The sequence below is a fragment of the Pseudonocardia parietis genome (genome assembly GCF_017876315.1).
Taxonomy (GTDB): Bacteria; Actinomycetota; Actinomycetes; order Mycobacteriales; family Pseudonocardiaceae; genus Pseudonocardia; species Pseudonocardia parietis.
The window spans coordinates 1,067,896-1,093,196 of sequence record NZ_JAGINU010000001.1 but is presented as its reverse complement, the minus strand read 5'-3'; the positions used below and the strand labels follow the sequence as shown (position 1 = coordinate 1,093,196).

23 protein-coding genes and 1 tRNA gene are annotated in these 25,301 nt (G+C 71.8%); 15 read left to right on the top strand and 9 right to left on the bottom strand.

Annotated elements, in window-relative coordinates:
- The first annotated feature begins 370 nt into the window (after positions 1-370).
- The 5 genes from JOF36_RS40715 to JOF36_RS05270 are packed head-to-tail and all read left to right on the top strand — an operon-like array spanning position 371 to position 7,482.
- Positions 371-2,962 carry a Z1 domain-containing protein gene (locus tag JOF36_RS40715; protein ID WP_210025290.1) on the top strand — a complete coding sequence of 864 codons (2,592 nt, stop codon included), beginning with the start codon at positions 371-373 and terminating at the stop codon, positions 2,960-2,962.
- Positions 2,959-3,948 carry a PD-(D/E)XK motif protein gene (locus JOF36_RS05285; RefSeq protein WP_210025289.1) on the top strand — a complete coding sequence of 330 codons (990 nt, stop codon included), beginning with the start codon at positions 2,959-2,961 and terminating at the stop codon, positions 3,946-3,948. The genes JOF36_RS40715 and JOF36_RS05285 overlap by 4 nt, the downstream gene beginning before the upstream one ends.
- Positions 3,945-5,825: a hypothetical protein gene (locus JOF36_RS05280; protein WP_210025288.1), complete on the top strand. Its 1,881-nt coding sequence runs from the start codon at positions 3,945-3,947 to the stop codon at positions 5,823-5,825. The genes JOF36_RS05285 and JOF36_RS05280 overlap by 4 nt, the downstream gene beginning before the upstream one ends.
- Complete coding sequence (locus JOF36_RS05275; protein WP_210025287.1) at positions 5,822-6,715, top strand: hypothetical protein; 894 nt, start codon at positions 5,822-5,824, stop codon at positions 6,713-6,715. The genes JOF36_RS05280 and JOF36_RS05275 overlap by 4 nt, the downstream gene beginning before the upstream one ends.
- Positions 6,712-7,482, top strand: a complete 771-nt coding sequence (locus tag JOF36_RS05270) for a DUF6339 family protein (RefSeq protein WP_210025286.1) — start codon at positions 6,712-6,714, stop codon at positions 7,480-7,482. Before JOF36_RS05275 ends, JOF36_RS05270 begins: the two co-directional genes overlap by 4 nt.
- On the opposite strand, the gene JOF36_RS05265 is transcribed toward JOF36_RS05270, so the two are convergent.
- Complete coding sequence (locus tag JOF36_RS05265) at positions 7,476-7,895, bottom strand: very short patch repair endonuclease (protein WP_307862222.1); 420 nt, start codon at positions 7,893-7,895, stop codon at positions 7,476-7,478. The genes JOF36_RS05270 and JOF36_RS05265 overlap by 7 nt on opposite strands.
- Before the next feature lie 89 nt (positions 7,896-7,984).
- Between JOF36_RS05265 and JOF36_RS05260 the strand changes: the two genes are divergently transcribed.
- Positions 7,985-9,097: a DNA cytosine methyltransferase gene (locus JOF36_RS05260; RefSeq protein WP_307862221.1), complete on the top strand. Its 1,113-nt coding sequence runs from the start codon at positions 7,985-7,987 to the stop codon at positions 9,095-9,097.
- 70 nt (positions 9,098-9,167) lie between these two features.
- On the opposite strand, the gene JOF36_RS05255 is transcribed toward JOF36_RS05260, so the two are convergent.
- Positions 9,168-9,242: transfer RNA gene (locus JOF36_RS05255), tRNA-Thr, on the bottom strand.
- Between the two features lie 159 nt (positions 9,243-9,401).
- On the opposite strand from JOF36_RS05255, the gene JOF36_RS05250 reads away from it, so the two are divergent.
- Genes JOF36_RS05250 through otsB form a run of 3 tightly spaced genes read left to right on the top strand, consistent with a single transcriptional unit; the run spans position 9,402 to position 13,122 of the window.
- Complete coding sequence (locus JOF36_RS05250) at positions 9,402-10,898, top strand: threonine/serine exporter family protein (protein WP_210025285.1); 1,497 nt, start codon at positions 9,402-9,404, stop codon at positions 10,896-10,898.
- Positions 10,899-10,948: 50 nt separating this feature from the next.
- Positions 10,949-12,367: an alpha,alpha-trehalose-phosphate synthase (UDP-forming) gene (locus tag JOF36_RS05245; RefSeq protein WP_210025284.1), complete on the top strand. Its 1,419-nt coding sequence runs from the start codon at positions 10,949-10,951 to the stop codon at positions 12,365-12,367.
- Positions 12,364-13,122, top strand: coding sequence for a trehalose-phosphatase (otsB, locus tag JOF36_RS05240; RefSeq protein ID WP_210025283.1), 759 nt, complete (start codon positions 12,364-12,366; stop codon positions 13,120-13,122). Before JOF36_RS05245 ends, otsB begins: the two co-directional genes overlap by 4 nt.
- Before the next feature lie 13 nt (positions 13,123-13,135).
- Here otsB and JOF36_RS05235 read toward each other — a convergent pair whose 3' ends face one another.
- Positions 13,136-14,239: a LacI family DNA-binding transcriptional regulator gene (locus JOF36_RS05235; protein WP_210025282.1), complete on the bottom strand. Its 1,104-nt coding sequence runs from the start codon at positions 14,237-14,239 to the stop codon at positions 13,136-13,138.
- A gap of 152 nt (positions 14,240-14,391) precedes the next feature.
- Here JOF36_RS05235 and JOF36_RS05230 point away from each other — a divergent pair, with 152 nt between their 5' ends.
- The 3 genes from JOF36_RS05230 to JOF36_RS05220 are packed head-to-tail and all read left to right on the top strand — an operon-like array spanning position 14,392 to position 17,121.
- Positions 14,392-15,414 carry a metal ABC transporter solute-binding protein, Zn/Mn family gene (locus JOF36_RS05230; protein WP_210025281.1) on the top strand — a complete coding sequence of 341 codons (1,023 nt, stop codon included), beginning with the start codon at positions 14,392-14,394 and terminating at the stop codon, positions 15,412-15,414.
- Positions 15,415-15,442: 28 nt separating this feature from the next.
- Entirely contained in the window at positions 15,443-16,276 is an 834-nt protein-coding gene (locus tag JOF36_RS05225) for a metal ABC transporter ATP-binding protein (protein WP_210025280.1), read from the top strand.
- Entirely contained in the window at positions 16,276-17,121 is an 846-nt protein-coding gene (locus tag JOF36_RS05220; protein WP_210025279.1) for a metal ABC transporter permease, read from the top strand. The genes JOF36_RS05225 and JOF36_RS05220 overlap by 1 nt, the downstream gene beginning before the upstream one ends.
- A 182-nt stretch (positions 17,122-17,303) precedes the next feature.
- On the opposite strand, the gene rlmB is transcribed toward JOF36_RS05220, so the two are convergent.
- Together rlmB and cysS are read right to left on the bottom strand one after the other, a co-directional pair.
- Entirely contained in the window at positions 17,304-18,281 is a 978-nt protein-coding gene (gene rlmB, locus JOF36_RS05215; protein WP_210025278.1) for a 23S rRNA (guanosine(2251)-2'-O)-methyltransferase RlmB, read from the bottom strand.
- Between the two features lie 14 nt (positions 18,282-18,295).
- A complete protein-coding gene (gene cysS, locus JOF36_RS05210) occupies positions 18,296-19,687 on the bottom strand; it encodes a cysteine--tRNA ligase (protein ID WP_210025277.1) in 1,392 nt (463 codons plus the stop codon).
- Positions 19,688-19,754: 67 nt separating this feature from the next.
- Here cysS and JOF36_RS05205 point away from each other — a divergent pair, with 67 nt between their 5' ends.
- On the top strand, positions 19,755-20,180 hold the full coding sequence (locus JOF36_RS05205; protein ID WP_210025276.1) for a VOC family protein: 426 nt from the start codon (positions 19,755-19,757) through the stop codon (positions 20,178-20,180).
- 28 nt (positions 20,181-20,208) lie between these two features.
- Here the strand turns inward: JOF36_RS05205 and ispF are convergent, their stop codons facing one another.
- From ispF to JOF36_RS05190, 3 genes are read right to left on the bottom strand one after another with little or no spacing between them, the layout of a single operon-like run.
- Positions 20,209-20,682 (bottom strand): 2-C-methyl-D-erythritol 2,4-cyclodiphosphate synthase, encoded by a 474-nt coding sequence (gene ispF, locus JOF36_RS05200; protein WP_210025275.1) that lies wholly within the window; start codon positions 20,680-20,682, stop codon positions 20,209-20,211.
- Complete coding sequence (gene ispD, locus JOF36_RS05195; protein WP_307862220.1) at positions 20,679-21,401, bottom strand: 2-C-methyl-D-erythritol 4-phosphate cytidylyltransferase; 723 nt, start codon at positions 21,399-21,401, stop codon at positions 20,679-20,681. The genes ispF and ispD overlap by 4 nt, the downstream gene beginning before the upstream one ends.
- Positions 21,402-21,411: 10 nt before the next feature.
- On the bottom strand, positions 21,412-21,903 hold the full coding sequence (locus tag JOF36_RS05190) for a CarD family transcriptional regulator (protein WP_210025273.1): 492 nt from the start codon (positions 21,901-21,903) through the stop codon (positions 21,412-21,414).
- Between the two features lie 364 nt (positions 21,904-22,267).
- On the opposite strand from JOF36_RS05190, the gene JOF36_RS38635 reads away from it, so the two are divergent.
- On the top strand, positions 22,268-22,999 hold the full coding sequence (locus tag JOF36_RS38635) for a copper chaperone PCu(A)C domain-containing protein (RefSeq protein ID WP_210025272.1): 732 nt from the start codon (positions 22,268-22,270) through the stop codon (positions 22,997-22,999).
- A complete protein-coding gene (gene radA, locus JOF36_RS05180; protein WP_210035155.1) occupies positions 22,996-24,372 on the top strand; it encodes a DNA repair protein RadA in 1,377 nt (458 codons plus the stop codon). The genes JOF36_RS38635 and radA overlap by 4 nt, the downstream gene beginning before the upstream one ends.
- Positions 24,373-24,384: 12 nt before the next feature.
- Here the strand turns inward: radA and JOF36_RS05175 are convergent, their stop codons facing one another.
- Positions 24,385-25,206, bottom strand: a complete 822-nt coding sequence (locus tag JOF36_RS05175; protein WP_210025271.1) for a hypothetical protein — start codon at positions 25,204-25,206, stop codon at positions 24,385-24,387.
- Between the last annotated feature and the right edge of the window lie 95 nt (positions 25,207-25,301).

Sequence of the window (25,301 nt, the reverse complement as noted above, 5' to 3'; positions counted from 1 at the left end):
TAGCCGAGCTCTGCGAGAACGGCGCGAAGGCCGCCGCGGAGGAGGCCACGAAGGAACGTGCGACGCCGGAGTCTTTCGGCCGCCCCGGCATCGCCGAACTCGGCGCCCACTCCGAGTCCTGGCTCGGCCATCAGGGTCGGATCACGCACCCGATGGTGCCGCCCGAACCGGGCGAACTACGGGCCGATTCGCCCCCGACGCCCAGCAGCTGGACTCCATCGGCGACGCGGTAGCCGAGGATCACCTCCGGCGTACTCAGGGAGGTGATCCCATCCGTTCCGAGGTCACTCGAACGAGTGCCTCCGTAACGCACCGCTCTCTTCCGCTGATTAGCCTTCCAGATGATCGAACGGGCACGGAGGGTTCTCGGGTGGCTGCTGAGGTTTCGAACGGACAGGTGGCGAAGGCCTACAAGGTCTTCCTGAAGTACGCGGACGTCAGCTCACCCAAGGAGGCCGCGGACGACCTCGAGGCCATGGGCATGGACCCCGTCGTGGTCGCAGCGGTCCGCGAGAAGCACGAGGCGGAGACCATCCGGATCCGCAACCTCGAGCAACCCCCGTCGGTCTGGCGGGACGGGCGCGACACCTGGTACACGGGCCCGAAGGACACCGACCGGAACTGGCCGGCCATCGTGAGGTCGATGCAGCAGAAGAACTTCGGCGACGCCAACATCGCCTCGGTGGACGAGGCGTCGACGAAGATCCTCTCGCTGCTCGACCATCCGAAGCAGAACGAGTTCCGCACCCTCGGGCTCGTCGTCGGCTTCGTGCAGTCCGGCAAGACCACGAACTTCACCGCCGTCATGGCCAAGGCCGCCGACCGCGGCTACAAGCTCTTCATCGTGCTGTCGGGCATCCACAACACCCTCCGCCGGCAGACCCAGCTCCGCCTCGGCGGCGACCTCATCGTGCCGAACCAGGCCCAGTGGTACGAGATCACCACCCCACAGAAGGACTTCACACCACCCGGCGGGAACGCGAAGGCCTACTTCGCATCCAGGGGTCAGACGATGCTGTTGGTCGTCAAGAAGAACGCCGCCGTGCTGCGCAAGCTCCGGGACTGGCTCGATTCCGCGGACGAGTACCTGACGAAGATCCCGACCCTGATCATCGACGACGAGGCCGACCAGTCGACCGTCGCGACCGCGAAGATCAATCCGCTGCTCCACGAGGTGATGAGCAAGTTCCCGAAGGTCGGCTACATCGGCTACACCGCCACACCCTTCGCGAACCTGCTGATCAACCCGGGCGACGAGAAGGACTTCTACCCGCGCGACTTCGTCGTCAACCTGCCGCAGCCCACCGGCTACCACGGCACCGAGGTCCTCTTCGGCCGCGAGCTCCTCCCGGGTGAGGACCCGGAGGACCTCGAGGGGGGCTTCGACATGATCCGTACGGTCCCCGACGACGAGGTCGACGACCTCAAGCCGCGGACGAAGAAGGAGGCCGCCGACTTCCACCCGGGCATGACCCACTCACTGCGTCGTGCTGTCGAGTGGTTCTGGCTGGCCACTGCCGCCCGCAAGGTCCGGGGCGGGGGCAATCCGCACTCGACGATGCTCATCCACACCACGACCGACACGACCGTCCACGAGCGGTTCAAGGACCCGCTGCTGGACCTACGTGCGCGGATGCTGCGCGGGCTGGACACCAGGGACCCCGATCTGCTCGATCGGCTGCAGGACACCTGGGCCCGGGAGACGACTCACGTGCCGGCCGAGGAGCTGGGCGAGACGCCGGTGTCGTTCGAGAAACTACTGGGGAAGCTGCCCGAGGTCGTGCACTCCACGAAGGTCGTGATCGACAACTACCGGAGCACCGACCGGCTCGACTACGAGTCCGGTCCGGTGACCGCGATCGCCGTCGGCGGCAACACCCTCTCCCGCGGCCTCACGCTCGAGGGTCTCGTGTCCAGCCTCTTCGTCCGCGCCGTCTCCGCCTACGACACATTGCTGCAGATGGGCCGCTGGTTCGGCTACCGCAACCACTACGCGGATCTACCCCGTATCTGGATGACCGACGAGCTCAAGGACTGGTTCAGTCACCTGGCGACCGTCGAGGCCGAGATGCGCCAGGACATCAACCGCTACATGAACCCGGGCGTGACACCGCTCAACTTCGCCGTGCGGCTGCGCACGCACCCGAAGCTGAGCATCACCGCCAAGGCGAAGATGACGAGCGCCGTCCCGGCAACCGCGGCCTACGGCGGCTTGCTCGTGGAGTCCCATTTCTTCGACGTCTCGGAGGACGGCGCGCCCTCGCTGGAGCGCAACGCGGAGGCGGCCCGTGAGCTGGTCACCCGGGCGGCGAAGCACGGGATCCCCACGAAGTCGCGGGGGGAGACCGCCCTCTTCACCGAAGTTCCCCACGAGAACGTGCTGGAGTTCCTGAGCTCCTACTCCTTCCACGAGCGTTCGTCCGACGCCGACACCGCGCGGATCTCCGAGTACATCCGGCGACGGGTCCGCGCGGGTGCACTCGGACGGTGGAGCGTCGGGGTGATCGGCAACTCGCAGGCCGCCGCCGACACCAAGACCTGCAAGCTCGGCGACGAGGTCGAGGTGCGCATGGTCCGTCGCTCGCGCATGCCCCACGAAGGGGACGGCGAGTTCGACGGCGTCGCGGACATCAAGACCCTCTCCAGCCGCCGGGACGAGGCCCTCGATCTCGATGTGGCGACCGCCAGCGGCCTGAGCCGCAACGAGCTCCTGGACCTACGGAAGGCCAAGCGCCCCACCGAAGGGCTTCTCCTGCTCTATCCCATCGAGCCGCGGTCCACCCCGAAGGCCAAGCGGCGTGTTGCGCTCGACGCCCCCACCGACGACGTCGTGATGGGCGTTGCCCTGGTGTTCCCGGAACCGAAGGACAAGGACTCCGACGTCGAGTACATGAGCGCGGACCTCTCCCAAATCGTCGTCGAGGAGGAGGACCTCTCGATCCTCGACCAGGACGACGAGTGAACCCCGACGGCAGCCGGCTGGAGGAGCTCTGGTCGACGGCCGCGGCGAAACCCGCGGTCAGCCTCTTCCGTACGGCGGACTCCGGCATCGACACCCCGCACGGCCCCGTGCTGATCGGTGTCCGTGACAGCGGTACGCGGCACCTGCTCGTTCCGATCGACGGGAAGCACACCCTTCAGGAGGACGTCGACGGTCGGGCGGTCACGCTCCGCCGGCAGGTGCTGGAGGACGAGTCCAGCTACCGCGTCTACGCCTCGCTGGCTCTGGCGGACGACCGGCTGCGGGACCTGTTCACCGCGCTCTGCGCCGAGATCGTCGAACGAATCGTCGCCACTCCGACCAAAGCCGTCGCCGCGCTGCGTCGGACGCTGGCCGACTGGCGGGCCCTGCTGTCCGGCTCCCGACACACGCTGGGGCCCGGCGAGCTCGCAGGTCTGTTCGGCGAGCTCGCCGTGCTGCGGGCGATGATCGACCGCGACCCCGGGGCAGTGGCCTTCTGGACAGGACCGCTGAGGAGCAAGCAGGATTTCCACCGCGGCTCGACCGCCTTGGAGGTCAAGAGCACCACCTCGACCGAGTCACGAACCGCCCGGATCCACGGACTCGGCCAGCTCGACGGCGGTGACGGCCGGCTCCTGTTGATCTGGTTCCGCTTGCGCACGGATCGCGGGCGATCCGTTCCCGAGCTCGTCGACGAGATCCTGGACATCATCGACGACGAGGCCGCCTTCCTCGGCACCCTGCTCCAGGCCGGCTACGTCCAGATGGAGCGCGAGGTCTATTCGCGGCGGGTCTTCGAGGTCGTCGAGCAGCGCACCTACGAAGTCGGGCCGGGTTTCCCGCGCATGGTCCCCGCCGGGCTCACCGGGGACGCGACGCTGGCCGGACTCGACCACGTCGACTACGACGTGGACCTCGACAGCGCGCCCGCGGCCGCGGCGCGCACCGACGCCGATCCCGTCGAGACCTTCCTGGAGCAGACGTGATCACACCTCGCTGGTGGTCCCAGCCCTTCCCGCCGACGGGTGCGATCGCCTCGGAGGGCATCCGCAACCAACTCGGCCGCCCACCCGTCGACCCACTGACGGTGTTCGTGCGGGAGACGGCACAGAACTCGTGGGACGCCCGTCTCGGCGATCGACCCACGTCCTTCCGGCTCGAACTGACCACGGTCGCCCCCACGCACCGGCCGAACTGGGAGCGGCTGCTCAGCCCGCCCGCGAACCGGGAGCCAGACCTCGGGATCGGCAAGTTGGTCAGGACCCCGAACCTGCGGCTGCTGTCCGTGGTGGACCGCGGAACCAAGGGCCTCGGCGGTCCGACCCGGGCGGACGAGCTCGCCGACGACCGTCGCGACTGGGTGTCGTTCGTACTCAACGTCGGAGAGAAGCGCGACACCCACCAGGGCGGCGGCACCTACGGCTACGGCAAGGCCGTGCTCTACCGACTGTCCAAGGTCGGCACCGTCCTCGTCTACACGCGCACTCTCGAACCGGGCGCGGGGCTCGAGTCGCGGCTGATCGGCATCGCCCTCCGGGAGTCGTTCCACGGCCGCGAGACCGCTTCCGACGAGGCTCGCCCGTTCACCGGTCGACACTGGTGGGGTGATGTCCGGCAGGAACCGGACCACGTCGAACCGCTCCGCGGGCCGGAGGCCGACACGGTGGCGCGTAGCCTCGGACTACAGCCCTTCGCCGACGACGAGTCCGGCACCACGCTGACCGTCCTCGACCCGGATCTCGACGACTTCGAGACCGTCGAGGAGGCCGCCCAGCACCTCGCCACCACCATCGCCTGGCAGCTCTGGCCGATCATGCTCCCGGAGCGGGGCGACAATCGGCTCGTTCCCGAGGTCCGCGCGTCCGGCGTCACGTTCCCGGTGCCGGACCCGGCCGACACCTACCCGCTCGAGCTGTTCGTCGAGGCCTATCGCGCACAGCGCGACGGCGCGGGCGAGGTGCTGGAGTGCAAGAGCCCCAAGCGGAAGCTCGGTTCCTTCGCCGTGAAGGACGACTTCGTGGTGCCCATGGCCCCCGGCTCGGCAAGCCTCGCCGCCGAGTGCGCAGGAGTCCCGGGCGACCCGCACCACATATGCCTGATGCGCTCCCCCGAGCTCGTCGTCCGCTACCTCGAGCAGACGGAGACCGGGTCGGTGAACCGCGCCTACGCCGGTGTCTTCCGTGCGGCCGACGACCTCGACGAAATATTCGCCGCCAGCGAGCCGCCGACCCACGACCACTGGGTACACGAGCAGCTGACCGGGCACGACAAGACGTTCGTCCGAGTCACCTTCCGACGGATCAAGGAGCAGCTCGCGAGCTACCGCACGTCGGTCGCCGCCGCGGTACGCCCCGAGAGCGGAGTCGCACTCGGCGCCGCGAGCAACTTCCTCGGCGGCATCGTCGCCGCAGCCTTCGCCCGTCCCGACGCCACCTTTCCCGGGGGCGGCGGCGGACGCGGGGCTGAGAGCGGCGGAGGCAGCGGCAGCGGCAGCGGGCGACCGTCCCCGACCCCCCGTGACAAGGTGCGCGTCACCGAGCTGACCGAACCGACCGTCGACGAACGCGAGGACCGGATCGTTCTCACCCAACGGTTCTCGGTGACCGGCCCCGGCCCCGTTCTCCTCCGGGCCCGGCTGTCCGTCGGGCTCGGCGAGCGCGGACGGGAAGACGACGCCCCGGTCGGCGCGGCACGCCCCGAAGTCCTCTTCTGGACGAGCGCCACGGGGCTCCGCAGGACCGAGACCGAGACCTGTGTGGTCGACAGCCCTTCCGAGGTCGAACTCGTCGTCCTGCCGGTGTCGGACACCATCACCGACATCGCCGTCACCGGCACTCGCGCCGAGGAGGTGGCCACCTCGTGAGCCGCGCCTACCCCTACCGACGGCCGCCCGGCGACGTCGTGACGATCGGTCCGTGGCTGCGCGTCAACGGGGACTCGCTCGACGAGCTCCCGCTCGACCTGCCCGACTGGGACTACGGGACGGTCCTGCACCTGAAACGGCCCATGCGCGTCGACGGGCTCCGCGCCCGCGAGGCCTGCGGACTCGTTCCCGACTCCGCCGTCACCCTCACCGTCGTGTGGGCCGCAGCGAACTCGTCACTACGTGGCCAGGCCTGGCAAGGTCCCGTGCCGGCGGTCGACGGCGCCGAGCTGGAGATCGACTTCGAGCTGCCCGGCGACGAGCTCGGCGGCAGGCTCGACCTGGAGACCAGCTTGATCCTGCGGGTGGCCGGCTCCGGATCGCCCGCGACCGCACCCAGCCGACCCGGCAGCGTCCTCTGGCGGGAGGTGCACTCGGTGATGCTCCAGGGCGACGCCGTCCTGTTCCCGCTGGCGATCGTCGACTTCGAACAGGTGCGCTACCCCTCCGGCGCGGCGTGGCACCTCGAACTCAGCGAGGACCTCGACTCCCAGGCCCTGGGGTCGATCCTGCTGCTCGCGAACAAGCGCCGCCCCGTCGTCACCTCCGCGCTGGAGAACGCCGCCGACCCGACGGACGCGGACCGGCTGGTGCTTTCCACCGTGCAGAGCGAGGTCATCCGGTCCCTGGTGGAACGCGCCGTCGTCGACGACGAGTTCGACCTCGAGAACGACTACACCGTCGGCACCGTCGGCGCGCTGCTCACCTCCGTGCTGCGCGCGACCTTCCCCGACCGGGACCTCGACGCCCTCCGGCGTGAGCGGAAGCACGAACCCATCCTGTTCACGACCCGGCTCCAGAACGCCACCGGCCTGCTGGCGGCTACATGAGCATTCTTTACCCGCGGCTGCTCGACTCCGCCGCCACCGACCTCTACGAGCGCTACCAGCGGCTCACGGTCGACGAGCTGAGCACGAAGCACGCCTTCGCCCATCCGTCCGCGGTCTTCGCCGCGACCGGCGGCCACCGCGTCCCCCGCGAGCACCTCGAGGACCTCCGCGAACGGGTCCTGAAGGCCGCCGAGGAGGCCGGCTTCCCCGGTGGCGGACGACGCCGTGCGCACAACGAATTCGACCTCGACATCGCCCGCCTGCTCCACGAGCGGATGGGCCTCGTCGCAGCCGAGGCGTCCGTCCGGCCGATCTGGGCGTTCCTCGCCCTCGTCGTGCTGCCCGACGTGTCGTTCTGGCGCTACCGCGAGCCCACCGGCGACCGCTTCCTCGCCACGGACATCACTCGCCACGTCTGGGGGCGGCTGTGGTGGCGTGCTCATCTCACCGCGGTCCCGAACGAGACCGACCCGTACCGCCTCATCGGCGCCTTCAACGAGTCCGACTTCGACCAGATCTTCGCCCGACGAGCCGGGCTCGGCGGCAGCCGCGCCCTGATCCGGGCCCTCTCGGACGTCTGGCCGAGCCTCGACAAAGGCGGCTTCAGCGATCGTCGCGTGCTTCGCGACGTGCTCAAACGCCTTCTGCGGACCGCCCCGGTCATCGAGTTCGACGCCCTCGGCTACGCCGATCTCTGCGAGGAGATCCGCCGCGAGGCGGCCGGCTCCGTCGCCGCGATACGCGAGGCGGACCAGCGGGCTCAGTGACCGCGGACCGCCTTCTCCACGACATCCACCGCGGTGTGGGAGTCCTCGTGCTCCCAGAAGCGCAGCACTGTCCAGCCCAGCCCCTCCAGATGGGCGTCGGTGGCCCGATCGCGACGCTGGTTCACCTCCAGCTTGGCGACCCACCACTCCCGGTTCGCCCGCGGGATACTGGTGTGCTCGGGGCAGGAGTGCCAGAAGCAGCCGTCGACGAACACTGCCACCTTCGCGCCGGTGAAGGTCATGTCCGCCCGCCGACGGGGCATCCCCGGGATGGCTTTGTCGACCCGGTAGCGGAGCCCCCGTCGATGCGCCTCCTTGCGGATGAGCATCTCCGGCCCGGTATCACGTCGGCGGGCGCGGCTCATCCGCGCGGAAACCCCGGCACTCGACGGGACGGGACGATCGGCCGACACGCGTCCTCCTACGCACCGTTGCTGCCGGTTCGCCTCGGTACCATACGGAGGACATCGACACGCACGACCACTTGCCCCAGCTTGTCGGTGTGGCCGGCTACATTGTCGTTGTGCCCGTCCTCCGCCTTGTCGATCTCTTCGCCGGGTGCGGAGGGCTGAGCAGGGGATTCCTCGACACCAACCGGAGGCCCGACGCGCCGGCGACGTTCGAAGTCGTGGCGGCGGTCGAGATGGATCGAGCAGCAGCCGCCACCTACGCTGCGAACTACGGCCGCGACCACCTCTTCCACGGGAAGATCGAGGATTGGCGGACCGAGGACATCCCGCCGGCGGACATCGTCGTGGGCGGGCCGCCCTGTCAAGGCTTCTCGAACCTGGGTAAGCGCGATCCCGACGACTACCGCAACCGCCTGTGGCGCCAGTACGCCCGCACCGTCGAGAAGATCCAGCCCGACTATTTCGTGATCGAGAACGTCGCGGCGTTCTATCGGTCGCCGCAGTGGACATTGCTGCAGATCGCCACCAGCGACGGTGGCCCGCTCCACAACTACGAGCTCCAGGCCCACACCCTCAACGCAGCGGAGTTCGGCGTGCCACAGGTTCGAAAGCGCGCCGTGGTCCTGGGCCGTCGGAGCGACCTGCCGCCACTCCCGACGCCGGCAGGCAGATTCGCCGGTAGGCCGGACCTGTTCCGCACCGTCCGGGGGGCCCTGGCCGGACTCATCCCGCGTGTGGCCCCGGACCACACCGAGCTTCCGAGCGGCACATTCGACTTCGACGGCGACCTCCCGGGTGCTTTCAAAACCGCCGAGCTCCACGTCACCCGCAGTTTCCAACAGCTGTCCCTCGATCGTTTCGCTGCCATCCCCGAGGGTGGGAACCGAACCAACCTGCCGTGGGAACTCCAGACCCCGGGCTGGCGGAAGCACCGGACCGGCACGATGGACGTCATGGGCCGACTCCGCTGGGACAAGCCGTCCGTCACGATCCGCACGGAGTTCGTGAAGCCCGAGAAGGGCCGCTACCTGCATCCCACCGAGAACCGCCCACTCACTCAAGCGGAAGGCGCACTCCTGCAGACCTTCCCGCTCGACTACCAATGGTGTGGCGCAAAAGTGGCCATAACGCGTCAGATCGGCAACGCGGTCCCGGTCGCCCTCGCCACCGAGCTCGCGACACTCCTCGCCGACGCCTATCGCTGAACTCTCGTCCCCCGACGCTATGGACGAATGGTCCGCCCTGAGCTGCGCAGACGATCTACGTGCGGGAACGTGGAGCCGGAGGTCGGGATCGAACCGACGACCTACTGTTTACAAGACAGTTGCTCTACCACTGAGCTACACCGGCGGGCGGCCCCAGCCTAACGCCCCGCCGCCGTCGCAACCCTCTGGCCTGCCCATCCGTCACACGATGTGCGTCCGGCCGTGCCCCCGTCACCGGTCCGTCGCCCGGCTCTAGCCTGGTGGGGGGCAGTCGACGAACATCCAGACGGAGGTGACGGGAATCGTGGCCGAGGACAGGCCGACCGCCGACCGGTTCGCGCGGCGGCTGCGTGGCGCACTGCGCCGCGATGCCAAGCGGCTGCTGACCCCCGGCCCGTCGACGGTGCCGATGCTCATGCTCGGCCCCCAGGTTCCCGACGACGCCCAGGTTCAGCAGGTCCTCGACCTCTGCATGCGGATCGGCGAGATCGAGCTGGCCTCCGGCGAGTCGGTCGACGAGGTGACCGCGACGATGCTGCGGCTGGCGAACGCGGCCGGTCTGCCTGCCGTCGACGTCGACATCACGTTCACCTCGATCACGATGTGCTGCCACCGCGGTAACGCGGCCCAGCCCGTGACCACCATGCGCCTGGTCCGCTACCGCACCCTCGACCTCTCCCGGCTCGCGGAGACCGAGCAGATCGTCCGCGACCTGGAGGCCGGGAAGCTGGACGTCCGCGCGGCGTCGTCCCGGGTGTCGGAGGTCGTGCGCAGCCCGCACCCGTACCCGCGCTGGGTCGCGACGTTCGGCTGGGCCGGCCTGGCCGCGTCCATCGCACTGCTGCTCGGCGGCGGGCCGATCACGGCGACCGCCGCGTTCGTCACGACGGCGGCCATCGACCGGATCGGGCGGATGCTGTCCCGGCTGGGCGTCGCATCGTTCTTCCAGCAGGTGCTCGGCGGGTTCCTGGTCACCGCCTCGACGATCCTGTTGATCGCGGTGGGTCTGTTCCCGGCCGGGACCCGACCGTCGTTCATCGTCGCGGCGGGCATCACCGTGCTGCTGTCCGGGCTGAGCGTGGTCAGCACCGTGCAGGATGCCCTGACCAGCTACTACCTGACGTCCGCGGCCCGGATCGTGGAGATCGCGCTGCTCTCGGCCGGGTTGCTGACCGGCGTCGTCCTCGGCCTGCAACTCGGGTTCCAGTTCGACGTGACGCTCGAGGTGTCCGGCGACCTGCCCACCAGCGTCGGGCAGTTCGGGTTGTCGATGGTGTCCGGCGCGACGGCGGCGGCGTTCTACGCGCTCGCCGGGTACGCACCGCTGAAGTCCCTGCCGATCGCGGGCGCCGTCGGGGCGAGCAGCTGGGCCGTCTACGGGGTGATGACCCAGGTGATCGGGGTCGGGGCGATCCCGTCGACGGGCGTCGCGGCACTCGTCGTCGGTCTGGTCGCCGGGCTGCTGCGCCGCGGCACGGACACCCCGCCGATGGTCATCACGCTGGCCGGCGTCACCCCGTTGCTGCCCGGACTGGCCGCCTACCGCGGCTTCTACCAGCTCGCCGTCGAGGGCGTCTCCGAAGGCCTGGTGACCGTCACGATCGCGCTGGGCATCGGTCTCGCGCTGGCCGCCGGCGTGGCGCTGGGCCAGTTCATCACCCGCCCGCAGCGCAAGCCGGAGGAGATGCACACGTCGAACGACGCGTCGTCCTCGTCGTCGTCGACGAGCACCGGGTTCATGCAGGCCCCGCAGACCACCGACGCGATCGAGACCACAGCCGCGACCTCCGACTCGAAGTAGGCTCGACGGCGGGCCGGGGGTAGCCCCGGTCCGCACGTCGAGGAGGGTATGTGACCAGCGGCGAACCGGTGACCGCGGCGGATCTGGTGGTGGTGGCCAACCGGCTGCCGGTGGACTATGTACGGCATCCGGACGGCAGCACCGGTTGGAAGCGCAGCCCCGGGGGCCTGGTCACCGCGCTCGAACCGACGCTGCGGGCCCGGGAGGGCGCCTGGGTCGGCTGGCCCGGCGTGCCGGACGTCGACGTGGACCCGCTGGTCGAGGACGGCCTGTCGCTGTACCCGGTGCGGCTGTCCGCGCACGAGGTGGAGCAGTACTACGAGGGCTTCTCCAACGCCACGCTCTGGCCGCTGTACCACGACGTCGTCGCGCAGCCGCAGTTCCACCGGCACTGGTGGCGCACCTACACCGACGTCAACCAGCGGTTCGCCGAGGAGGTCGCACGGGTCGCCGCGCACGGCGCGACGGTCTGGGTGCAGGACTACCAGCTCCAGCTCGTGCCCGGCCGGCTGCGCGAGCTGCGCCCGGACCTGCGGATCGGCTTCTTCCTGCACATCCCGTTCCCGCCGGTCGAGCTGTTCCGCCAGCTCCCGTGGCGGACGCGGATCATGGAGGGGCTGCTGGGCGCGGACCTGGTCGGATTCCACACCGACGGCGGGGTCCGCAACTTCCACTGGCTCGCCCAGGAGCTCGCCGGCGCCACCCCGGACCGCGATCCGGAGGTCCTCTGGTACGGCGGCCGGCGCGTCCGGCTCGGCGCCTTCCCGATCTCGATCGACTCGCAGCACCTCGACGAGCTGTCCCGCTCCGAGGAGGTCGTCGAGCGCGCCGCACAGATCCGCGAGGAGCTCGGCAACCCGACGAAGATCATCCTCGGGGTCGACCGGCTGGACTACACCAAGGGCATCGACGTCCGGCTGCGCGCCTTCCACGAGCTGCTCGAGGAGGACCGGATCACCGTCGACGACGCCGTGATGATCCAGCTGGCCACACCGTCCCGGGAACGCGTCGAGCACTACCAGCAGATGCGCGACGAGATCGAGCTGTCGGTCGGGCGGCTCAACGGCGAGTACGCCCGGGTCGGCCATCCCGCCGTGCACTACCTGCACCGGTCGCTGCCGCGCGAGGAGCTGACCGCGTTCTTCCTGGCCGCCGACGTCATGCTCGTGACGCCGTTGCGCGACGGGATGAACCTGGTCGCCAAGGAGTACGTGGCCTGCCGGCACGACGACGGCGGCGTCCTGGTCCTTTCCGAGTTCACCGGCGCGGCGATCGAGCTGACCAGCGCCCTGCTGGTGAACCCGCACGACACCGACGGGGTCAAGGAGGCGCTCCACGCGGCGCTGACCATGGAACCGGATGAGGGGCGCAAGCGGATGCGGATGCTGCGCCGCCAGGTCCTCGACCACAACGTCGACCGCTGGGCACGCTCCTTCCTCAGGGCCCTCGGCGTCGCGGTGGACGCGTGAACCCGAGCGACGCGCTCGACCGGATCGCGCGGGTGGACCGGCTGCTGGTGGCCCTCGACTTCGACGGGGTGCTCGCGCCGCTGGTGGACGACCCGTCGACGTCCCGTCCGCTGCCGGAGTCGGCGGACGCCGTACGCCGGCTCGCCGCGCACGACGCGACGACCGTCGTCATGGTCTCCGGGCGCGGTCGCGACGACCTGGCGTCCGTGTCCGGATTCGGGCCGCCGGTCGCGCTGGTCGGCAGCCACGGGGCCGAGTTCGACGCGGAGCTCGCCGCGCTGCTCGGCAAGGAGGGGTTCCTGACCGATGCCCAGGCCGAGCGCCGGACCGCGCTCGTGGCCGGCCTCCGGGAGCTGGTCGACGCAGCGCCGGGGGCCCGGCTGGAGACCAAGCCCGCCGGCGCGGCGGTGCACGTGCGCGGGATGGATCCGGCGGCCGGGGCGGCCCTGCTGGAACGGGTCGAGGCCGAGTGGGTGCGCGACGGCGTCGACGCCGTCGCGGGCAAGGACGTCCTGGACCTGGCGGTACTGCGCACGACCAAGGGGTCCGCGGTGGCGGCACTGCGTGAGGTGCTCGGTGCGGACGCCGTGCTGTTCGCGGGTGACGACGTCACCGACGAGACCGTCTTCCGGTCCCTGCACGACGGCGACGTCGGGATCAAGGTCGGCGACGGTGCCACCGCCGCGGCTTACCGGGTGGCCGACCCGCAGGAGCTGACCGGTCTGCTCACCCGGGTGGCGCTCGCGCGCTCGTGAGTGGCCGTCGCGGCTACCACCCCGAGAAGAACTCCCCGGACCGCCGCAGTGCCCGCGTCGTCGAACCGAGGATCAGCTCGGTGGGCAGGGTCACGTGCTCGGAGGCGTTCCGGTCGCCGCGTTCGAGCAGCAGCCGCCCGGCCTCCCGGCCTTTCTCCCCGAACGGCTGGCGGACGGTGGTCAGCCCGGCCCGTTCCGCTTCGGGGACGCCGTCGAACCCGGCGACGGACAGGTCCTCGGGGACCCGCAGCCCACGCTCGCGCGCCTCGCCGAGCGCACCGAGGGCGAGGATGTCGGAGGTGCAGACCAGCGCGGTGATCCGCGGGTGCGCCTCGAGCAGCGCGGCCGCGCCGTCGGCACCGGCCCCCAGGGTGTGCTCGAAGCGCTCGATGACCGGCACCGACGCCCAGTCGACACCGGCCTCGGTGAACGCCTCGCGCAGCCCGGCGAGCCGCTCGCGCTGTACGCTGTAGGAGCCGAGCTGCTGACGGGCGAGATCGGCCGGACCGTCGTGCCGCCGGGAGCCGAGCCGCATGCAGAGCACGCCGATCCGCCGGTGCCCGAGCTCCACCAGGTGCCTGCCCAGGGTCAGGGTGCCCGCACGGTCGTCCACCCCGACCCGGTCGACGCCTTCGACATCGGCGGGCTGGTCGCACACCACGGTCGGCACCGGCCGCTGCAGCACGGCGCGGAAGTGCGGGTCGTCCTCGCTGACCGAGTAGACGACGAAGCCGTCGACACCGGCCCGGTACACCGCGTCCACATCGGAGTGCTCGGGGCTGGCGGGCACCAGCAGCAGGCCGGTCTCGGCCTTCTCGCAGGCCAGCGCGAGCCCCTCCAGGAACCCGGTCGCGCCCGGGTCGCGGAACGCGTAGCTCAGTGCCTCGGTGAGCAGCAGCCCGACCGCGCCGGCCCGGCGGGTGCGCAGCGACCGGGCGACCGGGTCCGGGCCGGGGTAGCCGAGCCGGCGGGCCGCCTCGAGGACGCGCTCGCGCAACGGCGCCGACAGCTGGTCGGGCCGGTTGTAGGCGTTCGACACGGTCGTCCGGGACACGCCGAGCTCGGCGGCCAGCGACGCCAGCGTCGCCGGACGCCGCGTGTGCGGGTGGCCGGTCATTCTCCGAACGGTAGCCGCGTGGTCACCCCGGTGAAAGTCCGCCCCGGGCCCACCCACACGGATCACATCGGCGAGGGACGCACCCGACTGTAGAGTGAATTGAGAACCATTTTTGATAAAGACATGCCGATACGTTGATAGGAGTTCCTTCCGTGTCCCCATCCCCGCGCCGTCCGGCCGCATTCGTGGCCGGGCTGGCCGCATTGACCCTGGGCCTGTCCGCCTGCGGCTCGGGCCAGATCGACAGCCCGCCCAGCCCGGACACACCGCAGGTCTCCGTGGTCACCTCGACCGACGCCTGGGGTGCGGTCACGCGCGCCGTGGGCGGCAACTTCGTCCAGGTCGAACCGCTCATCGACTCGCCCGGCGTGGACCCGCACGGCTACGAGGCCACCCCGCAGGACGCGGCGACGATCGGTGACGGACAGCTGATCGTCATGAACGGCGGTGGGTACGACGCGTTCATGACCGGCCTGGTCGAGGCCTCCGGGAACCCGGCGCCGGTGATCGACGCCGTCGAGGTCTCGGGGACGGCGGACGCCGAGGGTTCCGGGGGCGCCGAGGGTGCCGGGGGTGCGCACGACCACGGCGCCGACGAGCACGCCGCGCACGGGGGCGAGGAGGCCACGGGCCACGACCACGGCACGGCCAACGAGCACGTCTGGTACAGCCTGCCCGCCGTGCAGCAGGTCGCCGACGCCGTCGCGCAGCAGCTGTCGACGATCGACCCGGCCCACGCCGAGTACTACACGACCAACGCGCAGGCGGTCGGCAGCGGGCTCGCGCAGCTCACCTCCAAGGCCACCGACATCGGCCGCGCGCACCCGGGTGCCCGGGTCGCCGTCACCGAGCCGGTACCGGACCATCTGCTCGAGACGGCGGGGGTGCAGAACGTCACACCGCCCGCGTTCTCGTCCGCGGTCGAGGAGGGCACCGACCCGCCGGCCGCCGTCGTCGCGCAGATGCTCGACCTGTTCCGCACCCAGCCGCCGGTCGACGCGCTCGTCCTCAACAGCCAGACCGGCTCCGCGAGCACCGACCAGATCCGGGCGGCCGCCGAGCAGGCCGGCGTCCCGGTGATCGAGATGTCCGAGACGATGCCCGACGGGGTGGACGACTACATGCTGTGGATGAACGCCAACCTCGACCAGCTCGCCGGCGCCCTCAACCGCTGACCCGCCGACGGAGGGAGGAGACGCCCGCATGAGCGACCCCACCACCCGCCCCGCACTCTCGTTGCGCGGGGCCGGCCTGAGCTTCGGTGACCGGACCCTGTGGTCCGGCCTCGATCTCGACGTCGCGCCCGGCGAGTTCGTCGCCGTGCTCGGCCCCAACGGCTCCGGGAAGACGACGCTCATCCGCGTGCTGCTCGGCCTGCTGCCGCTGTCCGAGGGTGAGGTCGTCGTCTCCGGACGTGCGCCACGGCGGGGCAGCCCGGAGATCGGCTACGTCCCCCAGCAGCAACCGCTCGCCCCGGATCTGCCGCTGCGCGGCCGGGACCTCGTCGGGCTCGGGGCGGACGGCCACCGGTTCGGCCCCACCCTGCCGCGCGGGCGCCGTGCGCGCCGTGCGCGTGTCGAGCGGGCCCTCGAGCAGGTCGGCGGCACCGGCTACGCCGATGCGCCCGTCGGGCGGCTCTCCGGCGGGGAGCAGCAGCGGTTGCGGATCGCGCAGGCGCTGGTCGGGGACCCGGGTGTGCTGCTCTGCGACGAGCCGCTGCTGTCGCTCGACCTGGCCCACCAGCGCACCGTGACCCGCCTGATCGACGAGCGCCGCCGCGCCGCCGGCACCGCGGTCCTGTTCGTGACCCACGAGATCAACCCGGTGCTCCCGCTGGTGGACCGGGTGCTCTACCTGGTCGACGGCCGGTTCCGGATCGGCCCGACCGAGGAGGTCATGACCTCGCAGGTCCTCTCGGAGCTCTACCGCACCGAGGTGGACGTGCTGCGGGTGCGTGACCGGCTGGTCGTGGTCGGCGCCGAGGACCACGACCACCACGAGCCGCGGGACGTGCTCGCGGTGGGAGGTGGCGCCTGATGGAGCAGCTGATCTCCTTCGAGGGCACCCTCGAGCTCCTCGGCGAACCGTTCGTGCAGAACGCGTTGATCGCGTGCGCGGTGCTCGGTGTGGTCGCCGGACTGCTCGCCCCGCTGGTCGTCAGCCGGGGGATGGCGTTCGCCGTGCACGGCACCGCGGAGCTCGCGTTCACCGGTGGCGCCGCCGCACTCCTGGTCGGCCTCGAGGTCGGGCTCGGCTCGGTGCTCGGCGCCGTGGTCGCGGCGACGATCTTCGGAGTCCTCGGGCTGCGCCGGGGCGAGCAGGACTCGGTGATCGGGGTCGTGATGGCGTTCGGGCTCGGCCTGGGCGTGCTGTTCCTGTCCCTGTACGACGGCCGCTCCGCCAACCGGTTCGGCCTGCTCACCGGGTCGATCGTGTCCGTCGACGGCACGAACCTCTGGGTGCTCGGCGGTGTCGCGGTGCTGGTGCTGGCGACGCTGGTGGTCGTGTACCGGCCGCTGCTGTTCGCCAGCACCGACCCGGACGTCGCGCTCGCCCGCGGGGTCCCGGTACGCGCGCTGTCACTGGTGTTCGCGGTACTGGTCGGCCTGGTCACGGCGCTGGCAGTGCCGATCGTCGGCGCGATCCTGGTGCTCGCGGTGATGATCGTGCCGGGCGCCGCCGCGAACCGGGTCACCGCCAACCCGGTGCTCGCGACGATGATCGCGATCGCGATCGCCGAGGTCGCCCTGGTCGGCGGGACGATCCTGTCGCTGGCACCGGGCCTGCCCGTGTCGGCCTACGTGGCGACGATCGGGTTCGTCGCCTACCTGCTGTGCCGGCTGGTCGCGCGGCTGCGGGGGCGGGTGCCGGTGCGGGCTTGAGGGACGCGCCGGCTGCTGTCCGACGAGGGATCCGCCTGCCGCACGCTTCACCTCGAGCTCGGCGAGTCGCTGCCCTCAGCTATCAGGTTCCGGGCAGGAACGTCCTGTACATCCTCCTGTACAAACCAGCGCGGTCAGCTCGCCATTTGCACATGAGGATGTACATGAGGGGTGTGGCGGGGTCAGAACTCCAGCCGGCGCCGCCGCGCCACCTCGGCCAGCACGACGCCGGTCGCGACGGACGCGTTCAGCGACTCGATGTCCCCGGCGAGCGGGATCGAGACGGTCACGTCGCAGGTCTCGCGCACCAGCCGGGACAGGCCCTTGCCCTCCGACCCGGTGACGAGGACCAGCGGCCCGGTGGCCACGTCGAGCTCGTCGAGCGTGACGTCACCGTCGGCGGCCAGGCCGGCGACCATCAGCCCGGCCGAGGCGTACTCGCGCAGGGTCCGGGTCAGGTTCGTGGCCCGGGCGACGGGGACCCGCGCCGCGGTGCCGGCGGAGGTCCGCCAGGCCACGGCCGTCATCCCGGCCGAGCGCCGCTGCGGGACGACGACACCGTGCCCGCCGAACGCACCCACCGACCGGACGATCGCGCCCAGGTTGCGCGGGTCGGTCACCCCGTCCAGGGCGACCGCCAGCGCGGGCCGCCGGGAGTCGGCGGCCGCCTCGAGCAGGTCGTCGGGGTGCGCGTAGGCGTACGGCGGCACCTGCAGCGCGAGGCCCTGGTGCAACGCCCCGCCGGTGATCCGGTCCAGGTCGTTGCGCGGCACCTCCAGGATCGAGATCCCGGCCTCGGCCGCCAGCGCGACGGCCTCGGTGACCCGATCGTCGGCGGGCATCCCGGTGGCGACGTGCAGCGCCGTCGCCGGAACGCCTGCCCGGAGGCACTCCACGACCGGGTTCCGACCGAGCACGGTCTCCGGCCCCTCGCCGTCACCGCGCCGCCCTGCGACCGGACGGCGCCGCTGCTGCTGCTCCTGTTGAGCGGCGCGGCGGTTGGCCGCCTTCTGCTTCGGGTGCCCGGGACGCAGGTCGCCGGGCGGGGTCGGTCCCTTGCCGCGCAGGGCGCGCCGGACCTGGCCGCCGGAACCGACGACCATCCCCTTCTTCGTACCGTCCTTGCGGATGGCACCACGCCGCTTGGAATTTCCAGCCATCGTTATCGAGCGTCCTAAGCGTCTTTGAGAGTCCAGGTGGAGCCGCCGGCGCCGTCCTCGACGGCGATCCCGGCGGCCAGCAGCTCGTCGCGGAGGCGATCCGCGGTGGCGAAGTCACGCCCGGCGCGGGCCGCCTGCCGGCGTTCCAGCATCGATTCGACCAGCGTGCCGAGCGCCTGCCGGGCGGCGTCGCCCGACTGGTCGGCCGCGCCCCCGGCGGCCAGCGGGTCCAGGCCGAGCACGCCCGTCGTCGCGCGCACGCAGGACGCCGCCTCCGACGCGGCCTGCGCGTCACCGGCGTCGAGAGCGGTGTTGCCCTCCCGCACCAGCCCGTGCACGACCCCGAGCGCGATCGGGGTACCGAGGTCGTCGTCCAGCGCGGCGGCGAACTCGGCCGGGACGCGGGCCGACGGCTCCGGCAGCCCGTGCCGCTCCCGCACCCGGTTCACGAACGACTCGACACGCCGGTACGCGGCCACGGCCTCGTCCAGCGCGGCGTCGGAGTACTCGATCGCCGACCGGTAGTGCGGCCCGACCAGGTAGTACCGGAGCTCCACCGGGCGGACCCGCTGCAGCAACGCCTCGATCTGCAGCGTGTTGCCCAGCGACTTCGACATCTTCTCGCCGCCCATGGTCACCCAGGCGTTGTGCAGCCAGAACCGGGCGAACGGGTCACCGGCGGCGTGCGACTGGGCCCGCTCGTTCTCGTGGTGCGGGAACACCAGATCCAGCCCACCGCCGTGGATGTCGAACTCCGGGCCGAGGTAGGCCGTCGCCATCGCCGAGCACTCCAGGTGCCACCCGGGGCGGCCGTCCCCCCAGGGGGTCGGCCAGCTCGGCTCACCGGGCTTCGCCGCCTTCCACAGCGTGAAGTCCAGCGGGTCCCGCTTGCCCCCGGCCTCGCCCTCGCCCTGGTGGACGTCGTCGACCTTCTGGCCGGACAGGGTCCCGTACCCGGGGAAGGTCCGGACGGCGAAGTACACGTCGCCGCCGGCGGCGTAGGCGTGCCCGCCCTCGAGCAGCCGCTCGATGAGCTCGGTCATCTGCGTGATGTGACCGGTCGCGCGCGGCTCGATCGACGGCGGCAGGCAGCCCAGCGCGTCGTACGCGGCCGAGAAGGCCCGCTCGTGCGTGGCCGCCCACTCCCACCACGGACGCCCGGCGGCCTCCGACTTGCGGAGGATCTTGTCGTCGATGTCGGTGACGTTGCGGACCAGCGTGACGTCGTAGCCGCTGTGCGCGAGCCAGCGGCGGAGCACGTCGTAGTCCAGGCCGGAGCGGACGTGACCGATGTGCGGCAGACCCTGCACCGTCGCGCCACAGACGTACATCGACACGGCTCCGGCCCGCAGCGGCGTGAAGTCGCGCTGCTCCCTGGTCGCTGAGTCGAGAAGTCTGAGGCTCACATCACCAGGGTACGGCGCTCCGATTCGTCCACTACACCGGCGGTGCTCCTGCGGCAAGGTCCCCGTCATGAGTGTTCAGCAGCTGTACCCGAAGCTGGTCGTCACGGACGCCGACGCCGCGATCACCTTCTACCGGGCGGCCTTCGGCGCCGAGCTCGTCGAGCGGTACACCGACGGTTCCGGCAACGTCGTGCACGCCCTGCTCCGCGCCGGCAGCGCGGTCTGGGCGGTGAAGGACGGCGACGCGGTCGACCCGCCGCCGGCAGCACCCGGGCCGGTGATCCTCGCCCTGTACGTCGACGACCCCGACGCGACCGCCGCGGCGATGCTGGCCGGCGGCGGCACGGTGATCTTCGAGGTGTCCGACCAGCCCTACGGCGAGCGCGGCGGGCGGCTCGCGGACCCGTTCGGCCACAGCTGGATGATCAGCTACCGCAGCGCCGACCTGTCCCCGGAGGAGATCCAGCAGCGGACCGCCGAGGCCTATCCCTGATCCTGGACCAGGCGTGCGGAACGCGGGATCAGCCCTGAGCGGCCGACAGCAGCAGTGCCGTGGCGACGGCGGCACGGCCCTCACCACGGCCGGTGAGGCCCAGGCCGTCGGTGGTCGTCCCGGAGACCGAGACCGGGCCGCCGACGACCCCGGACAGCACCTTCTCGGCCTCGTCCCGCCGCTTGCCGATCTTGGGGTCGTTCCCGACGACCTGGACGGCGGCGTTCCCGACGGTCCAGCCGTCCCGCTCGAGCAGCCGCCGGACCTCGGTCAGCAACACGGCGCCGGACGCGCCCGACCACTCCGGGCGTCCGGTGCCGAACACCGCACCGAGATCACCCAGCCCGGCGGCGGACAGCAGCGCGTCGCACAGCGCGTGGGCGGCGACATCGCCGTCGGAGTGCCCGGCGCAGCCGTCGGCATCGTCCCAGCGCAAGCCGGCGACCCAGCACTCGCGGCCCGGTTCGACGGGGTGGACATCGGTGCCGATCCCGACCCTCATCCGATCCTCTCCACGGGTTCCGCAGCTCCCACGGTGGCCCCGGCGATCAGCAGCTCGGCGATCCGCAGGTCCCACGCCGTCGTGACCTTGAAGGCCAGCGGGTCGCCCGGCACGGTGGCGACCGGATCACCGATCGCCTCGACCAGCCCGGCGTCGTCGGTCCGCGGATCCGGCGTGCCGGCGTAGGCCCGGCGCAGGTCGGCGATCCGGAAGCCCTGAGGGGTCTGCACCGCACGCAACGCCGAGCGGTTCACGGTGGACACCACCACTCCGGCGTCGTCCACCTGCTTGATCGTGTCCGCGACCGGCAGCACGGGGATCACCGCGGGCGCGCCCGCGCGAACCGCGCCGACCACCCGTTCCACCACACCCGCCGGGGTCAGCGGACGCGCCGCGTCGTGCACCAGCACCACGTCGGCGTCCGGCCCGATGGCGGCCAGCCCGGCCGCGACCGACGCCGTCCGGTCGGCTCCGCCCTCGACGACCGTCACCGGCCGCCCGGGCAGCAGCGCGGACGCATCCCCGACCTGGTCGCCCTGGACCACGACGACGACGTGATCGACCGCCGTGGACGCCAGTAGCCCGTCCACGGCGCGGACCAGCATCGGCACGCCGACCAACTCCACGAACGCCTTGGGCACACCGGCGCCCAGGCGCAGACCCGACCCGGCCGCGGGGACCACGGCGACGACGGCCGCCCCCGAGGCCGGTCGATTCACCGGCGCCCTCTCAGGCGATCGCGGTGGCGAGCACCTCGTCGAGCAGGACCTCGGCCCGCTCCTCATCGGTGCCCTCGGCCAGCGCGAGCTCGCTGACCAGTATCTGCCGGGCCTTGGCCAGCATCCGCTTCTCGCCTGCGGACAGACCACGGTCCTTCTCACGGCGCCACAGGTCGCGGACGACCTCGGCCACCTTGTTCACGTCACCGGAGGTCAACTTCTCCCAGTTGGCCTTGTACCGGCGCGACCAGTTGGTGGGTTCCTCGGTGTGCGGCGCGCGCAACACCTCGAAAACCCGATCCAGGCCCTCCTGGCCCACGACGTCCCGGACGCCTACGATCTCGACGTTGTCAGCGGGAATGCGGACCGTCAGATCTCCCTGTTGGACTTTCAGGACGAGGTACTGAACTTCCTCGCCCTTGATCGTCCGAGTCTCGATCGCCTCGATGAGAGCGGCACCGTGGTGCGGGTAGACGACGGTCTCTCCGACCTTGAAAACCATGTGTCCTCTGGCCCCTTTCGCTGGTTCCAGATTATCACGTCGTTCCCCCGGGCCGGACACCGGCTTTCACCGTCGTCGCAGGTCAGGGGGTTGACAACGCCGAAAAAACGTGTTCCCCGCAGGTGCGGGTGCCACGTGGCGCCCACACACCGCCGGACCGCACGGGCACCGGGCCGCCGTGAGGTGGGCGACCGACCGCGCACCTGCCGACCCCACGAGACTAGGCTCCGGCGGAGGAACGCGCGCTCCCCGCGCCCGGACGGACCGGCTCTGCCGGTGTGCCGGAGGGGAACCGCGCCTCCACCACGTTCCGTAGTACGCGAGCCGGGAGCAGTTCCCGGCCGGCAGGAAGGACACGCCGACCGTGAGCCGCAACCGCCGTCCCCTCCGCACCCTGGCCGGGGTCGCCGGAGCCGTCGCACTCTCCGGCCTGCTGCTGAGCGGCTGCGGGGCCGGCCAGATCTCGCAGACCGCCGAGCAGGTCCCGGCGACCAACGGCCTGAACGCCTCGGTCGGCCAGGTCGACCTGCGTGACGTGCAGATCGCCTACCCCGCCTCGCCCGCCAGCCCGGCCGCGCTGTACGCCCGCGGCACCACCGCGCCGGTCCGCGCCACCCTGATCAACACCAGCACCGTCGCGGACCGGCTGGTCTCGGTCAGCAGCCCGGCCGCCACCAGCGTGCGGGTGCAGGGCGACGCGACCATGCCGCAGGACCTCGCGCTGGTGTCGGCGGGCAACTCGCAGCTGACCCCGACCGCCTCCCGCGAGCTGCAGCTCGTCGCCGAGGGGCTGACCCAGCCGATCGCGGCGGGCAAGACCGTCCCGATGACCTTCGTGTTCGAGCGTGCGGGGTCGGTCACCATCGACGTGCCGGCCGCCGTCCCGGCCGAGGGTGCCCCCGGCGCGGAGCCGGAGCGCGTCGCGGCCGAGGCCGGCGAGCACGCCGGAGCCAACAGCGCGGAGACCGGTGTCGGCGCCGAGACCGGCGGGGAGGCCGACGTGCCGCCGGTCGAGCAGCCCGGCCAGCAGCCCGCCGGCGTCGAGCCGGCTCCGGGCAACGAGGGCAGCGGCTCGGGCGGCGCCGCCGGCAACTGACCCCGCGCAGCCGCTCGGCCCGCTCGGGCGGCTACCGCTGCACCGAGTGCGACCAGCGCACCGCGCAGTGGGTCGGGCGGTGTCCGGGCTGCCAGGCATGGGGCTCCCTCGAACAGGTCGAGATCCCGCGCGCGGCAGGGTCCCGGACCGTCGTCGCGGGGGCTCCGAGCACGCCGGCGCAGCGGATCGCCGATGTCGAGCTGGACTCGTCCCGGGCCCGGCCGACGGGTGTCGACGAGCTCGACCGGGTGCTCGGCGGCGGGCTCGTCCCGGGCGCGGTCGTGCTGCTCGCCGGTGAGCCCGGCGTCGGGAAGTCCACGCTCCTGCTCGAGGTCGCCGCGCGCGCCGCGTCCCGCGCCCGGGTGCTCTACGTCTCCGGTGAGGAGTCCGCGGGCCAGGTGCGGTTGCGTGCCGAGCGGACCGGGGGCGTGCACGACGAGCTCTACCTCGCCGCCGAGTCCGATCTGGAGTCCGTGCTCGGCCACATCGAACAGCTGCGACCGTCGCTGCTGATCGTCGACTCGATCCAGACCATGTCGACCGCCACGGTCGACGGGAGCCCGGGCGGGGTCACCCAGACCCGCGCGGTGACCGTCGGGCTGACCGCGCTCGCCAAGCAGCAGGGCCTGTCCGTGCTGCTGGTCGGCCACGTGACGAAGGACGGCGGCATCGCCGGTCCCCGGGTGCTGGAGCACCTGGTCGACGTGGTCCTGCACTTCGAGGGCGACAAGCACTCCGCGCTGCGGATGGTGCGCGGGGTCAAGAACCGGTTCGGCCCGGCCGACGAGGTCGGTTGCTTCGAGCTGCGCGACTCCGGCATCGTCGGGCTGCCCGATCCCTCCGGTCTCTTCGTGGACCGCTTCGGGCAGGGCACCGACGGCGTGCAGCCGGGCACCGCGGTCACCGTCGTGATGGACGGCAGGCGGCCGCTGCTGGCCGAGGTGCAGGCCCTGGTGGCCGGGGCGAACATCCCCAGTCCACGGCGCGCGGTGACCGGGTTGGACGCGTCCCGGGTGCCGATGCTGCTCGCCGTCATCGAGCGCCGCGGCGGGCTGAAGCTGCACGACGCCGAGGTCTACACCGCGACCGTCGGCGGTATGAAGATCAGCGAACCGGCCGCGGACCTGGCGGTCGCGCTCGCCGTCGTCTCGGCGAAACGCGACGTCCGGCTGCCGGCCGATCTGATCGTCCTCGGCGAGCTCGGGCTGGCCGGGGAGCTGCGCCGGGTGCACGGCGTCGGACGGCGCCTCGCCGAGGCCGCCCGGCTGGGCTTCACCAGGGCGATCGTCCCGGCCGGCGCCGAGACCGGCGCGACCGGAATGAAGATCACCGAGGCCTCGACGCTGATGGAGATCATGAAGCGGCTGCGCTGACGACGCCTCGGCTCAGCTCATCAGCAGGGGCACCGGCTCACTGACGACCGTGCCGAGCCGGGCGAGGACCCGGTACCCGCCCGGCGCCACCCGGTCCCGCTCGGCGGCGCAGCCCGCCTCGGAGCCGAGCCCGCTCCAGGTCACCGCGAACGCCACCGGCTGACCCGGGACCAGCGTGCGCAGGTCCTCGGTGGCCGGGTTGACGCAGTCGTTGGACGACCAGAGCTTCTCCGCGCCGTCCCCGCTCCACACGGCGATCTCCTGCTCGGCACCGTCCAGGTCCCGCACACAGGGCTGCCCGGACGTGTTCGTGACGACGAGCCGCAGCTCCGGCCGGGCACCCGCCGGGTACGTGGGCGCGCCGGTCTCCGCGCGCACCTCGATCATCCCGTCGGCGCACGGGACCGGGCCCGTCGGCGGCGACGGTGCGGCCTCCGGGACCAGTACCGACGGCCGCGGTGTGTCGTCGGGACGGACCGTCTCGTCCCCCGGGCCCGCGGTCGGGGCCGCGGGCCCGGGGGGCGCTCCCGCCGTCCCGGGGGGAGCACCGGGATCGGTGGGGCCGGGGAGCGGCGTGTTCGGGGCGCCCGGGGCGGCCGGAGCGGGGGAAGCCGGGGCGGGCGGGGCCGGGGCCGCCGGTGGCTGGGGAGCCGCCACCGCGGTGTCCGGTGCGGAGTGCGCTGCGGTGTCGGTGGGCAGGTCGGAGCCGCTGGGGATCAGCAGCCACGTGGTCAGCCACAGCATCACGAGGAACGCCAGCAGGGCGCCGCCGACCGCGACTGCGCGCCGACGCCAGTACACCGACGCCGGCAGGGGTCCCACCGGGTCCAACACGTCACTCACGGTAGATCGGCGGTTACTCGAAGTCGCCACCGCCGCGCCGGGGCCGGGCAGGTCGCCCCAGGTCCACCCGGGCGAGGGAAGGGTGG